13 protein-coding genes are annotated in these 14,353 nt (G+C 42.7%); 2 read left to right on the forward strand and 11 right to left on the reverse strand.

Annotation, left to right across the window (positions count from 1 at the left end; translation table 11 throughout):
• Nucleotides 1-40: 40 nt before the first annotated feature.
• A complete protein-coding gene (locus ACM5QX_RS06430) occupies nt 41-1,636 on the forward strand; it encodes a nickel-dependent hydrogenase large subunit (protein ID WP_414752865.1) in 1,596 nt (531 codons plus the stop codon).
• Between the two features lie 61 nt (nt 1,637-1,697).
• Here ACM5QX_RS06430 and ACM5QX_RS06435 read toward each other — a convergent pair whose 3' ends face one another.
• The 3 genes from ACM5QX_RS06435 to ACM5QX_RS06445 form a co-directional block, all read right to left on the reverse strand.
• Entirely contained in the window at nt 1,698-2,699 is a 1,002-nt protein-coding gene (locus ACM5QX_RS06435) for a hypothetical protein (RefSeq protein WP_414752866.1), read from the reverse strand.
• 227 nt (nt 2,700-2,926) lie between these two features.
• Nucleotides 2,927-3,223: a type II toxin-antitoxin system RelE/ParE family toxin gene (locus tag ACM5QX_RS06440; RefSeq protein WP_414752867.1), complete on the reverse strand. Its 297-nt coding sequence runs from the start codon at nt 3,221-3,223 to the stop codon at nt 2,927-2,929.
• The gene (locus tag ACM5QX_RS06445) at nt 3,223-3,444 is read right to left on the reverse strand and encodes an addiction module protein (RefSeq protein ID WP_414752868.1); all 222 of its coding nucleotides are present in this window, start codon (nt 3,442-3,444) and stop codon (nt 3,223-3,225) included. Before ACM5QX_RS06445 ends, ACM5QX_RS06440 begins: the two co-directional genes overlap by 1 nt.
• 249 nt (nt 3,445-3,693) lie before the next feature.
• On the opposite strand from ACM5QX_RS06445, the gene ybaK reads away from it, so the two are divergent.
• Nucleotides 3,694-4,164 carry a Cys-tRNA(Pro) deacylase gene (gene ybaK / locus ACM5QX_RS06450; RefSeq protein WP_414752869.1) on the forward strand — a complete coding sequence of 157 codons (471 nt, stop codon included), beginning with the start codon at nt 3,694-3,696 and terminating at the stop codon, nt 4,162-4,164.
• 101 nt (nt 4,165-4,265) lie between these two features.
• Here ybaK and ACM5QX_RS06455 read toward each other — a convergent pair whose 3' ends face one another.
• The 8 genes from ACM5QX_RS06455 to ACM5QX_RS06490 all read right to left on the reverse strand — a co-directional run bounded on the left by ACM5QX_RS06455 (nt 4,266) and on the right by ACM5QX_RS06490 (nt 13,939).
• Nucleotides 4,266-5,654, reverse strand: a complete 1,389-nt coding sequence (locus tag ACM5QX_RS06455) for a UDP-glucose dehydrogenase family protein (protein ID WP_011321255.1) — start codon at nt 5,652-5,654, stop codon at nt 4,266-4,268.
• Between the two features lie 156 nt (nt 5,655-5,810).
• Nucleotides 5,811-6,746 carry a UDP-glucuronic acid decarboxylase family protein gene (locus tag ACM5QX_RS06460; protein ID WP_011321254.1) on the reverse strand — a complete coding sequence of 312 codons (936 nt, stop codon included), beginning with the start codon at nt 6,744-6,746 and terminating at the stop codon, nt 5,811-5,813.
• A gap of 357 nt (nt 6,747-7,103) precedes the next feature.
• On the reverse strand, nt 7,104-9,242 hold the full coding sequence (locus ACM5QX_RS06465; protein WP_414752870.1) for a cation:proton antiporter: 2,139 nt from the start codon (nt 9,240-9,242) through the stop codon (nt 7,104-7,106).
• Nucleotides 9,243-9,387: 145 nt separating this feature from the next.
• Complete coding sequence (locus ACM5QX_RS06470) at nt 9,388-10,044, reverse strand: hypothetical protein (RefSeq protein ID WP_414752871.1); 657 nt, start codon at nt 10,042-10,044, stop codon at nt 9,388-9,390.
• An 80-nt stretch (nt 10,045-10,124) separates the two neighbouring features.
• Nucleotides 10,125-10,322 (reverse strand): NAD(P)H dehydrogenase subunit NdhS, encoded by a 198-nt coding sequence (locus ACM5QX_RS06475; RefSeq protein ID WP_011321251.1) that lies wholly within the window; start codon nt 10,320-10,322, stop codon nt 10,125-10,127.
• 97 nt (nt 10,323-10,419) lie between these two features.
• A complete protein-coding gene (rodA, locus tag ACM5QX_RS06480; RefSeq protein ID WP_011321250.1) occupies nt 10,420-11,736 on the reverse strand; it encodes a rod shape-determining protein RodA in 1,317 nt (438 codons plus the stop codon).
• Nucleotides 11,737-11,949: 213 nt separating this feature from the next.
• Entirely contained in the window at nt 11,950-13,020 is a 1,071-nt protein-coding gene (locus ACM5QX_RS06485) for an Mrp/NBP35 family ATP-binding protein (RefSeq protein WP_010994828.1), read from the reverse strand.
• A gap of 394 nt (nt 13,021-13,414) precedes the next feature.
• Nucleotides 13,415-13,939, reverse strand: a complete 525-nt coding sequence (locus ACM5QX_RS06490; protein ID WP_011321249.1) for a hypothetical protein — start codon at nt 13,937-13,939, stop codon at nt 13,415-13,417.
• Between the last annotated feature and the right edge of the window lie 414 nt (nt 13,940-14,353).

Here is a 14,353-nt window from a genome sequence, read left to right on the forward strand (position 1 = left end):
CAACCGACAACTGACAACTAACGACTGACAACTAACAAATATGACAATCAAAACATTAGATATATCACCCGTCGGTAGAGTCGAGGGTGATTTAGATGTCCGTGTGGAAATAGAAGACGGACAGGTAGTTAACGCCTGGACACACGCCGAACTATTTCGCGGTTTTGAAATCATTCTTCGTGGCAAAGACCCCCAAGCTGGACTAATTGTTACGCCCCGTATCTGCGGTATCTGCGGTGCTTCTCACTTGACATCTGCATCCTGGGCATTAGATACAGCCTGGGGTACAACCGTTCCCCGCAACGCCATCTTAGCCAGAAACCTTGGTCAAATCGTCGAAACCATCCAAAGCATCCCCCGTTATTTCTATGGATTGTTCGCCATTGACTTAACAAACAAAAAATACCGTAGTAGCCGCTTCTACGATGAAGCCGTCCGCCGCTTCGCCGCCTTTACAGGGAAATCCTATGAACTCGGCGTAACCATTTCCAGCAAACCCGTAGAAATTTACGCCCTGTTTGGTGGACAATGGCCGCACAGCAGTTATATGGTGCCTGGTGGTGTGATGTGCGCCCCCACCTTAACCGATATCACCCGCGCTTGGGCAATTCTCGAATTCTTCCGTACAAACTGGTTAGAACCAGTATGGTTGGGTTGTTCTTTGGAACGCTACGAAGAAATTCAAACTTATGATGACTTCATGGACTGGTTAGAAGCAGACATCAAACATCGTGAGTCAGATTTGGGTTTCTATTGGCGCATGGGTCTAGATATTGGTTTAGATAGATATGGCGCTGGTGTGGGTAAATACGTCTCCTGGGGATACCTACCCCATGAAGATAAATACCAAAAGCCGACCATCGAAGGACGCAACGCGGCTATGATTATGAAAAGTGGTGTGTACGATAGCTTCAGCGATACCCATACTTTGATGGATCACACCTTCACCCGTGAAAATACCACCCACTCCTGGTATGACGAAGGTAACGCAGACGTTCACCCCTTTGACCGTACCACCAAACCCACCCAGAAAAATACTAAAGACTTCAAAAATGCCTACTCTTGGTCAACGGCGGTATTACACCAAGACTTCGGACGCTTGGAAGTCGGCCCCCTAGCCCGTCAGTTAGTTGCAGGTGGTCAGCATGGTGAATCTTGGCAACACTACGACGGGTTTATCCTCGATGCTTTCCAAAAAATGGGTGGTGCTAGTATTCACTTGCGTCAAATCGCACGAGTTCACGAAATTGTCAAGTTATATCGCCAAGCAGAAAGATGTCTGCGTGAGTTCGTCTTAAATGACCCTTGGTATATCAAACCCAAAGAAAAAGACGGTCGCGGTTGGGGTGCAACGGAAGCATCACGGGGTTCTTTGTGTCACTGGATAGATATCGAAGGTGGCAAAATTAAGAATTACCAGGTGATTGCTGCGACTACTTGGAACGTCGGCCCCCGTGATAGTGAAGGGGTACGCGGCCCCATTGAGGAAGCTTTGATCGGGACTCCTATTGAAGATTCTAGAGATCCTGTGGAAGTGGGACACGTCGCGCGATCGTTTGACTCTTGTCTGGTGTGTACTGTCCACGCCCATGATGCGAAGACTGGTGAGGAGTTGGCGCGTTTTCGGACGGCTTAAATTAGTTATCAGTTATCAGGTTAATGATGAAACTGATAACTGGTACCTAATTATACATTATCTAAAATAGTGTTTCATCTTCATTCAGTGAAAAATCGTTTTGCTTATTATCCTTTGCTAAAATCACACCTGTAATTGCGCCTAAATCCAACAACTCCTCTCTATCCATAAAAATGATTTGGCGACGGGCTGCGCAATCTAAATGTTCGATTAACAAAGCTCTAGCTTGCTTAGTGATATTACTAGCAGAAATGATATAAACATGATCTAATAAATGTTTACGATTCGTTTCTGGGTCGAATATTGGATGATCTAAAGACATACGGACTTGAGCCAATATGCCGCTAATGTTACTATTTAAATTTCGACCCGCCGCATCTATTTTCTCTTTTTTTACTTGTGCGCTAAAGTAAATGAAATGACCTGTGGGAAGTTGATATTTCATCCATAAATCTTTGCCATACTCAAGTGCCTTGTCATAATGACCAGTCGCTGTTACCCGCAAGAATCCTAACTGACGAAACAGTGGAACAAGGAGTTCTTCAATAAATTTATCTTCTGAGGCTGTATTTAAAAAAGTTGTAATTTCGTTTCGTCGTTGAATCTCAGCAGGCGAAAGTGGACGTGCTTGGATTTTGGAAGTAGCTGAAGTAGTGCTGGTCTGAGTATTTTTTATATGACAAAGCCCCGTAGCATCTAGATATGCTTCAATACCCTCTCTCGCTAAAACAGAATTTAAATCAGTTAAGGCAGCATTGCGGTTAAGACCTAATTTCTGATAGTTAACTGCATCCATTAACTCTTGGATAACTCTAATCATCGAATTGGAAGGTAGATGCTGAAGTATTACCGAATCCTCATTTATTTCTTTAAGTGTATTTTCTACCCAAATTTTCCTAGTACTGCCATCATGTTGGTAAGATAAATCACAAGCAGAAAAAAACTGAGTTAATTGTGAGCTTGAGCGATATGGAAAGTTAGTCCAGTTAAATCCCCCACTTGCTCCATTACCTCCGCAGATTAATTCTGCTAAATCACTAATGGTTCTAGAAGACAGTCTCATAGGATTTGACACTAAAGCAATACTGGCGAAGAGAATGATAACATAGCTACCAAGTTCATAGATATAACAAAAATAGTTGAGAAGTTTGAGCAGTATATTTATTTACTCCATGCGCTCTCTGATCCACCACAATCAGCTATTAGCATAATTTGATAGTCTTACTAAGAGCGATCGCACAAAATACCCACAACAGGCGATCGCCTTCCCCACCACAACCAACTAATTTGCTAGTTTCTTATTTGCCAAATTTTGGGATCTCTTCGCCCGTGAAAAATTCCTATGACAATAATCCGACTTGATATAATCCGATAGTAAACAGCATAAGGGAAGCGTTGTAAAACAGCCCGGTGAACATCTTTATATACAACAGCATAAGATTCTGGCATTTGACAGATTCTATTAAGAATCTCGTCTACACAATCTAAAAATTCATCGCCAAGCCCTGCTTGCTGATTTTCGTACCAAATATACGCCTCATCGAGTTCTTCACGAACTTCTGGACGAAACACCAATACATAATCCATTATTGTCTTTTAATAGAAGCTTTAATTTCTTCCCATGTCATCACGTTGTCTGGATTAGCTTCATAATCATTAATCCGCCGATCCAGTTCTTGTTTTTGCTCTGGTGTGAGATCGAGGTAAGTCTGTTCTGCGGCGATACTGTCCCAAATGGCTTGTACAAAGCGAATGCGTTCTTCAATGCTGAGAGATTTAATCTCATTGAGAGTGGCTGTAAAATCCATGTTCACCAAACCAAAGGGAAAAACGGGATATTAATATACTTTAAATATAGCGGATAGGATTTTATCTATCAAAATTCTGCGTAGGTGTAAAATTTCAGATGGAAAAAGATAAATTACAGGGAAGTACTAATATAAGTACCAATCAAGAAACAGAGGACGAAAAAGTTCTCTGTCCTCATTGTCAGCGCACTGCTACGAACGGTATTAAATGTAAAGGTATTTGTGTGGCTGATAGCGACTATTAATAGAATGAAAACTAATGCGGCTCGACTACTGGATAAACTAGGCATTGCCTATGAAATTCTTAACTATGAGGTAGATCCTGACGATTTGGCGGCTGAAAGTACAGCCCACAAAGTTGGACTTCCTCCAGAACAAGTTTTTAAAACCTTAGTAGTCAGAGGTGACCAAACAGGTATCTGTTTTGCTGTTATACCTGGAAATGCTCATTTAGATTTAAAAGCCCTGGCTCGGATTTCTGGAAATCGCAAAATTGAAACGGTTCCACTAAAAGAAGTACAGCCGCTAACAGGTTATATCCGTGGTGGTGTCACAGCTTTAGCTAGTAAAAAAAGCTATCCCACTTATGTTGACGAGACAGCAACCTTGTTTGATAAAATTACGGTTTCTGGGGGGATGCGAGGAATGCTAATTTTGCTGAACCCATCTGATTATTTATCTGCGGTTAATGGGATGATGGGGGCTATTGCACAAGATTAATGCTGGGGATTTTTGTGAGTCAAAAAATGAAATACCGCCTAGAAATACTAAGCGGTATTGAGAGTTATTTAATCACTCTTCTTTTGCAAATAGACACTGACCTATCTGCCAACACCTACGTACTGGAATCCAGCCCGTACTAGAGTTTCAGGATCGAGGAAGTTACGACCGTCAATGACGACGGGGTTATTCATTAGTTTGGCCATTTTGGCGTAGTCAAGACCGCTAAATTGCTGCCATTCGGTTACAAGTACTAACGCATCACAACCATCAGCCAAACGTTCTGCATCGGTTTCTACTAATACGCCAGAAAGACCGTGGCGCATACCAGTTTGGGAAACGATGGGGTCGTAGGCTTTGACTTTAGCACCTAAACGGTTTAGTTGCTCGATTAAGTTCAATGCTGGTGCATCACGTAAGTCGTCGGTGTCGGGCTTAAAGGTAAGACCGAGTAAACCAACAGTTTTACCTTTGAGGATTTTTAGGACTTGTTGTAGTTTTTCTAAAGCAATTAAGCGTTGACGTTCGTTGACGCTGACAGCAGATTTTAATAGCTGGGCTTCATAACCGTAATCGTCGGCGGTGTGAATGAGTGCAGCTACGTCTTTGGGGAAGCAGGAACCGCCCCAACCAATACCAGCTTGTAAGAATTTGTTACCGATACGGGAATCTAAACCGATACCTTTGGCGACTTGGGTAACGTCTGCACCAACACGATCACAAATATTAGCTACTTCGTTAATAAAACTAATCTTGGTGGCTAAGAAAGCGTTTGCCGCATATTTGATCATTTCTGCGGAACTGAGGTCTGTAGCCAGGATGGGTACTGGTGGTAAAGATTGGTTTTCTGCAAATTTGCGCTCGACAATGGGGGCGTATAATTCCTGCATTAAAGCGATCGCTCTGGGGCTATTACCTCCCAAAACAATGCGGTCAGGGTTAAATGTGTCGTATACAGCTGAACCTTCACGCAAGAACTCAGGGTTACTAACTACATCAAACTGGGGTAATTCTGGTAATTTATCCTCAACACTACCGCCACCTGCGGTTACGAGGGTTTTTTGCCGTTCTGCAATCCCATCCAAAACAATCATTCTTACCCAGTCACCTGAGCCGATGGGTACTGTAGATTTGTTAACAATTACTTTATAACCACCGTTGAGATTAGCACCGATACCACGGGCTACAGCTTCTACATAACGGGTATCGCTTTCACCGGTGGGTAGTGGTGGTGTACCAACCGCAATAAATAAAATTTCTCCGTGGGCTACACCTGCTGCCAAATCAGTGGAAAATTGAATCTTGCCGGATTGGATAGCCGACTGCATAATTTCTGAAAGTCCAGGCTCAAAAATTGGTGATTGCCCGGCCTTCATGATCTTGACTTTTTCTTCGTTGTTATCTATGCAAATCACATCATGTCCGATGTGAGCCAAGCAAGCTCCTGTTACCAAGCCAACATAACCAGTACCAATTACACAAACACGCATTTTGTTGAACTCCTCACTAGGGGGTTACTTTTAAAACAAAGATTTGTCAAGATGACATTTACACTTTTTCATGTTGTACTGTTGCTGAAATACCTGCTCAAATAAAGTTAGCCAGCACTTGAGAACAGTACCCCAGGCTCCTAAGTAGCCTGTATCCTAGACGGCACTCTTGATGCGATCGCGGAAATCTTCTATCGTCAGCTTTAACCCTTCTTGCAGAGGAATGGTTGGTTCCCAATTGAGTAAGGTTCTGGCTTTTGTAATATCTGGTTGGCGACGACGTGGATCATCAGCAGGCAATGGTTCAAACTTGATCTGTGCATCTGGATTGATCAAATTTTGCACAGCTTGCGCTAATTCTAGAATGGTGTATTCACCAGGATTTCCTAAATTAACTGGCCCGACATAATCGCTATTCATTAAGCGGATAAAGCCTTCCACCAAGTCAGAAACATAGCAAAAACTACGGGTTTGTGAGCCATCACCATACACTGTTAAAGGTGTGCCTCGTAAAGCTTGAACTATAAAATTACTCACCACCCGTCCATCGTTTTCTAACATTCTGGGACCGTAGGTGTTGAATATACGGACAACTCGAATATCAACTTTATTTTGTCTGTAATAATCAAATGCTAGGGTTTCCGCAATTCTTTTACCTTCGTCGTAGCAAGAACGGATACCAATAGGATTTACGTTACCCCGGTACTCTTCGGTTTGGGGATGGATTTCAGGATCACCGTATACTTCGCTAGTGGAAGCTAGGAAAAATCTCGCCTTGACACGTTTGGCTAGCCCTAACATATTTAGTGTACCCATCACGTTAGTTTTAACGGTTTTGACTGGGTTGTACTGATAGTGTACTGGGGAAGCTGGACAAGCTAAATGATAAATCTGATCGACTTCTAACCTAATTGGTTCGGTTATATCATGGCGGATGAGTTCAAAATTGGGGTGGTTCGCCCATTTATGGATATTACGTTTGTCCCCTGTGTAGAAGTTATCTAAACAAATAACTTCATGGCCTTGAGGTATCAGCCGATCAATAAGATGAGAACCAATAAATCCTGCACCGCCAGTCACCAAAATTCTCATATTTTCCCAGTTATTTATAGATTATTGTTAGTAGGTTTTGATATTGGTTCTAAACCATTTAGCCCAAATATGACAATACAGCAGGAACAAGACTCATTCCAGATTTTTGCTTGGGGTGTTTACATTTTTTTTAGATTTTTGTTAATTCACTTAGCAAAATAACAAACATCATGAAGTATTTGTGTCTTTTGCTCAAGAATTCATCAAATCTTCAACAAAATAAAGTCTTGTTAGAGCAGGTTATTAGGAATTAGGGGTGTGGGGGTGTAGGGGTATATATAAGGGATGCAGGAGGAATAACTATGGACTAACAAATAATACCTATTGTCTATGAAGTTGCACCCAATAAATATTGATTCATACTGGTGTCGTAGTATTAGGAGCTACAGACGTAATATTACCTGTTTGCAGCCGTTGCGGTTCTCCTAACATGACGATGGAGCAGGTGAGTTGACTGGCTAGCTGGGTGGTGACATCACTGAGAGCTAATCCCCCAGGACTTGTGCGGTTACGGATAAAGGGTAAGACTACTAGGTCATATAATCGTGCTGCTTGCAAAATGGCTTGAGCAGCATTTTCATGAGCAATAATTTGAACTTCTGGTGAATTGGGCAAAGCTAATTTAGATACTAATAAAGCAAGTTGCGATCGCCTCCAAGCAATTTTACTAGAACTTGTGCGGCGATCGCACACATTCAACACTGTCACCTGGGCTTGATTGGCTTCTGCTAACATCTGGGCAAATTGCACCGGTTGCAATGTTGGTGTGATTAAGTTTTCCACTGGTACGAGGATGCGTTGAATTTTCTTGGGTGATTCTACAAGACGCGTTACCGCCACTGGACAATGGGACGACCACAGGACATTATCAATGACATTGCCGAATAACCGCGCTCTTAAACCAGTCCGCTTACCCCAACCCATGACAATTAAGTTCGCTTTTTGCTCGCGAGCTGCTCTACTAATTCCTGGCGCAGAAGCATCGTCAATGCGGAGTAATGGCGATGCTTCTACACCTAAGGCTTGACTTTGGCTGGTGGCTTTAGCCAATAATCTCTCACTTCTTTGCAACGTTGATTCTAGTTGGGGTGCATCCATCTGAGCCGCAGCTGTGGCGATCGTTAATGGTATGATTCGCCCTTGAGCTTGACGTGCTAGCAATGCTGCCATTTCCACCAAATATTGTTGAGTATGGGGATTATAAATGGGTACAACGATAGTAAAGTTACCATTTTGGGTTTCTATTACCTGTGGCTCAGGCAGATTTGCATCCACTGATTCGGTAATGGATACGGTAGTTAAAGCTCTGGCTGTGCGACTAGTAATCAATGGCCCCAAGGTTGCAGTCACTAGCATTAAGATAACAACACTCGTTAAAACTGCCGATGAGAGTAAACCTGTGTGATACCCTACGAAAGTAGCAGCTAATGTTGTACCAACCTGGGGCATAGATAGTGACCACATAGTCAACATTTCTTGCCAACTGTAGCCATAGAAAACCTTGGCTAACCAAGCGGCGACAAATTTGCTAGCAACCAAGCCGATGACAATCAAACAGGTTAACCGGAGAGTAAACAAACTATTAACTAAACCAGGTAAGTCAATCAGCAAACCGAGGTTGATGAAAAAGATCGGAATAAATAAGACACTACCAACAAAAACTATTTTTTCTTTAACAGGTCCCTCACCAACAGCCTCATTGACGGCTAAACCTGCTAAAAAAGCTCCCAAAATTTTTTCTATCCCAATCATTTGAGCTACTACAGCCGCTAGAAATACGGTGAGTAAGACAAATAAAAATTTGTTACCTTCATCATCACCCGATCGCCGAAAAAATTCTCTCCCAGCCCAATCAAATCCCACTAAAATCACTATGGAGTAAACAATTAACCAGACTAAGACTGAGAGGATCTGGTAAATATTTGACATTCCCATTTGAAAAGCTGGAATGCAAATAGCTAATACTATAAGTGCGCTGATATCTGTAAAAAGTGTAGCTCCAATTGTAATTGTGACTGCTTGGTTACTGATGACACCTAAACGGTTGACGATAGGATAAGCTAACAGGCTATAAGAAGTTAAAAGTGAACCGATTAATACGGAAGTATTCCAACCAAAGTGAAAAAATCTTCCTACCAAAGTGCCAATCAACAATGGTACAGTAAAACTAACGCAGCCAAACCCTAAAGCACGTCTTTGCCGCCGCCGCCACAATTCTAGGTCTACCTCTAAACCTGCGACAAACATCAAATAAACTAAACCAATATCCGATAGCAGGCTAATCATCGGTGATTTTGTGTGGAATAGGTTCCACCCCGATGGCCCTAATACTAATCCAGATAGGACTAAACCCACTATTCCCGGTAATCTTAGCCTTTCAAAGAGGATGGGTACAACTAAAAGGATTACCAGTAAAATTGCGAAGGGAACAAGTGGTTCTTTGCCAAGAACTTCAGAAGTTTGTTCTAGAGCAAGAACTAGTGATGAGGGTTCCATAAGTGGAATGTGAAAGGGCGACGGTAAGGCGGGGATTACCCTGAGGTAATCGTCCGATCAATCATACATAACTATGAAAGCTACCCTGTAAAAAATAAAAAAGCCTTAATCTAAACTACTTAGGTAATATGTTTAAACTAACTACCTATGGGTGTATTTGGCTGAGAATGAACCGTAGGCGATCGTAGTCGTCTTTTAGCAATATGCTTAAATTCCGCCCAGCTTTGATGAGCCAGTCTCGATCAGCTTTGCGTAATTGGTAGATGTCCCGAATAACGGCGGCGGTTAATGATTCCACTGGTGCGCCGTTGATAGATAGCAAAGTCCGCAAAAATTCTAGTTCTTCGGTAAATCTCACTATAACTTCTGGATCGCACCGATGTACAGCCTGATGAATTTGCGGAGGACGTGGCGGTAAATACTGATACATTCTTCTATTGCCGTTGGCTGCCGTCGATGACTGGGCAAATCCCACGATCGCCGCTTTAAATTCAGTCTTCAGCATAGCAAATATCTGGGGTTGTTCCTCCCGTAAGTCTTGGAGTGACATCCCCATTGCCACGGCTCTATGGACGGAATCTACAGGCATGGTCGTAGCATGGTATACCACCGCATAGACCTGATTACCTGATTCTTCATCCACAGCACACACCCAACTACCAAAGGGTGGCATTGATGGAAAGGTCAAGTCTTCTGGTTCCAAACACTGTGCCAAAAATTCAGTGGTAGCCGTTTCCACCACCTCAGCAATGTGGCTAGGTTGGCGATCGCTTTTGTCAAACTGTGGTAAAGGGAGGCGCATAATTATTATTTGTCAGTTGTTAGTTGTCAATTGTCAGTTGTTTGCTACTAGCTACTGACAACTGACTACTAACTATCTAATTATTTTCCTTTTTTCTTCCCGGCGGTAATTTCCACTGGTTCCAGTTCCGATAAACGAAAGGTAATGATCTTGTCCCAGTTACCGCCTTCAAATATAACGGCTACTTTACCGTCAGTAACTCGTTGTACCAGCCCTTCATAGCGATAATAAGTATCGTTGGGATTTTTGACTCTAACAGTTGCTCCAGGTAGGATCATGGTTTTTTGCCTCGCTTACTTCCTGTTTTAAGCTTAATACTTGTGAGATGCCAGTTGTTAGCGGTCAGTTATTTTCCACTAACTACTGACCATTGACTCAAAAATAATATTTCTGTCGCTGTCGAAAGTTTGCCACCGATTCTACTATTCCTAAAGCAATAAAATTGGTCAGCATGGCAGAACGTCCATAACTCATCCACGGTAAGGGAATACCGGCTACAGGTGCTAAACCTACGTTCATACCCACATTTACCACTAACTGAAATACAATCATCGATAAAACGCCGATCGCTAACAAAGAACCAAAATTATCTTTGGCTGTTTGCGCTACGTGCAGCAATCGCCAGCAAATCAAGCAGAAAACAAACAAAACAATTAAACAGCCGAAAAGACCAAACTCCTCACCTACGGCGGAGAAAATAAAATCGGTGTGTTGTTCAGGTACAAAATTTAGTTGAGTCATCGGCCCCTTGAACAAACCCCAACCCCACATTTCCCCAGCACCAATGGCAATACGTGATTGAATGAGGTGATATCCAGAACCAAGGGGGTCATGTTCGGGATTGATAAATGCGGTCAACCTATTTTTTTGATACTCTTTTAGTACATGATTCCAAGCAAAAATACCTAATTCACCACCGAGTAAATTCAGGCTTAATGCACCGATAGTACCTATATTGAAGCGTCGCCAGGGAAGAGTCAGCCAACCTAAAACAGCCATAGCGATTGCCCAAGCAACACCAAGGGGAGTAATAAAAATTTCTTTAAATAAAATTATTGGTGTCGATAAAGGCCAAGACATCGTAAACAGTATGGCAGCGATGATTGGTGAAATCATGAGTAACAACCAACCTGGGTTGGCGTTTGCCCAATAAAGCATTCCCAGAACGATCGCACCAAACACTAAGGATGTAGCTAAATCTGGTTGGACAAATACTAATAACCAAGGTACAGCCGTAATCGCCAGGGCGCGAAAAACGTCTTCAATCTTGCTGGCTGTGTGTTTATGCAATAAAGCTGCTAGGGTGATGATTACGCCAATTTTGGCAAACTCTGAAGGTTGTACATTAAAACCACCAATCGTCAGCCAACGTTGTGCGCCTTTGGCACTTGTACCCGCAGCCATCACAGCAATCAAACTGATATTAGTCAACGCGTAGGTGATCCAATGCCATTGCAAAAGATTCTCGTAACGGCAACGAGCCAGAAATAAGGCAATAAAAGCACCAATACTAGCAATTAGCCAGTGCCACCACCAATCTGTTACTGGCTGCTTGAGTTCTGTGCTGAAGATCATCAGACCGCCAAAGATGCTGACCCCAAAAGGTAAGAAAAATAATGGCCAGTCTAATTGTTGCCACGGCTTAAACCAAGATTTCCAACGCACTTTGGGAAGCGATCGTTTTAATAACATCGTATGAGTTGAGGGTTTAGCTTATGAGATTTACTGACTATTAATAACTCGGTATCCCTGGGCTTTTGTCTATAAATTAGACAAAAATTTAAAATAGAAGCCTGGAGTGTTGAGTAAAACTATTGACTCAACACTCACCACTAAGAACGATCAACGCCCTATTACTACTCTAGGGGCATCTATACAGGAATTTACCGCCTGCATAACTTTTGATTATGTTAGGGCTGCGACTGATACTTTACCAGCAATTGTTAAAGCGATCGCTTTTAATGCTTTGGCAGAGGCTGAATCTGGGTCAGCAACAACGATGGGTACACCATTATCACCGCCAATTCTAGTGGAAATTTCCAAGGGTATGCAGCCTAGTAAGGGTACACCTAATTCTGCTGCTGTTTTGGAGCCGCCACCGGAACCAAAAATATCGTAATGCTTATCTGGCATATCAGGGGGAATGAAGTAGCTCATGTTTTCTACTATTCCCAAAACAGCGACGTTCATTTGCTGGAACATACGTAGACCTTTACGAGAATCTAACAAGGCTACGTTTTGGGGTGTAGTCACAATTACGGCCCCAGACATTGGTACAGCCTGAGTTAAAGTTAACTGAGCATCTCCGGTTCCTGGGGGCATATCCACAATTAAATAGTCCAACTCGCCCCACTCTACTTGATAGAGAAACTGGCGAATTACCCCATTCAGCATCGGCCCACGCCAAATTACAGGTTGATCTCGGTCAATCAAAAAGCCCATCGACACCAATTTGACACCATGATTAAACGCGGGTTCCAATACTTCCCCTTTTTCTGTGGAACGCACGACAATTTGGGCATCACCCAGACCCAGCATCGTAGGATCATTGGGGCCGTAGATATCCGCATCTAGTAAGCCGACTTTTGCCCCCGTTTGCGCTAAAGCCACTGCCACATTTACTGCCACAGTACTTTTACCGACACCACCTTTACCACTAGAGATGGCGATAATATTTTTTACCCCAGGAACACCGTTACGGTCTGGCAAGCTTTTTTGTTGGGGTGTTTCTGCGGTGACTTCTACACTGACATCTGTTACCCCTGGCAGCTTTTTCACGGCTCTTTGGCAATCTTCAACGATAAATTCCCGCAATGGACAAGCAGGCGTAGTCAAAACCAAGGTGAAGCTTACTTGACCACCATCAATTTTGACGTTGCGAATCATATTCAGTTCTACCAGACTCTTACGCAGTTCTGGGTCTTGCACTGGTCGCAACACTTCTAAGACAGATTGTGAATCGAGAACATCGTACATATACAATTCAAAACTCAAAATTAAAAATTCAAAATGCAAGCTAGAGATAGATGCGACCTGGTTTTTGACCAGCTGCAAAATCAATCAGCAAAAGTTGCTGAGTATTTCCTCATGGATCGGCGTAATAAAATTTAAAATTTTTTTATTATCACCTAATAAAATCTTAACTTTCTTTAGGTGTTAAAAATTAGGGACTAATAACTGGGGATGCTGTCAGCGATTCTGCTTTTAAGTTGCGTCATCCAGGGTGAGGGATGTTAATAGTCAATGGTTTTGGGGTGTAAGGGTATAGGGGTGTAGGGGTTAGGGAAATGATTATTCTCTCGTTAGTCTGAGAGCCATGACTCACTTGCTTAGTAAAAACCTACACTTGTAAGATTCCCACACCCCCGACCTAAAAATCAAAACAATTATTGTTGAGACTTTTTGCTTTCCCTGATACTGCCTGTAATGTGGCTTTTTCTACAGATTCCACCAAAGAACGTGCCACACGATCTACATAAGGGCGAGAAAATGACCAAATTAGGGGCGATAGCCATCCGCGTAGTGTCACTGAATAAGATAGACAAGTGCCGCAGACTGTGGACTCCACTTGGTAAGTCACTCTTTCCTCAACACCAGGAATAGCCATGACCCGGATACACAGTAGTTCTCTGGGATTAACACGCTCTACAAAAATCTGAATGGGAATTGGAGAAAAGCGGGTCACTGCTTGGTAAATTAACCCTGGTTTGGGTACTAATCCGTATGGCACATTGGTGCTTTTAAGTAATGGATGCCAAGAAACATCTGTTAAATCAACTACTTTCTGCCACAGTTCGTCTACGGAAGCAGAACTAATTTCTCGATATGTCTGTGCCAGAGAAACGCGAAACCGACGGCGTTTGCGGTGGACGAATTTGGATAACCACGTTCCCATTTGCCTAATCCTCCTACCTAGACACTTGCTGGTAACTCTGGAATAGTTGGCTACTGTGATTCAACCCTAAAACATATTTGCTCACAATTGCCCTCAGCATGATAAACCTTGATTAGGCATAAAGAACAACAAGATTGCTCTTGGGTTGAAACTCAAACTCGTGGGGTATCACCATCATCCGTACACTAGAGAATCTGTACACAGTTCGTTGAGAACTGGAAAACGTGACCTCACGGCCAAGGTATTTGTAGACTAGTTCACCAGAGTCTGGTGTTAACACCAGAATGTTTCCATCAAGAAGTACAACAAAAACTTAGTCAATATACAAGCCTATACGCATTTGAGGGAAAATAACTCTAGTCATGTCCATTAATCGTGTAAACGTTTAACAAGCAAAAAAGTTGCTTGGGAAAA

The sequence above is a fragment of the Anabaena sp. CCY 9910 genome (assembly GCF_963920875.1).
GTDB classification, from domain to species: domain Bacteria; phylum Cyanobacteriota; class Cyanobacteriia; order Cyanobacteriales; family Nostocaceae; genus Trichormus; species Trichormus variabilis.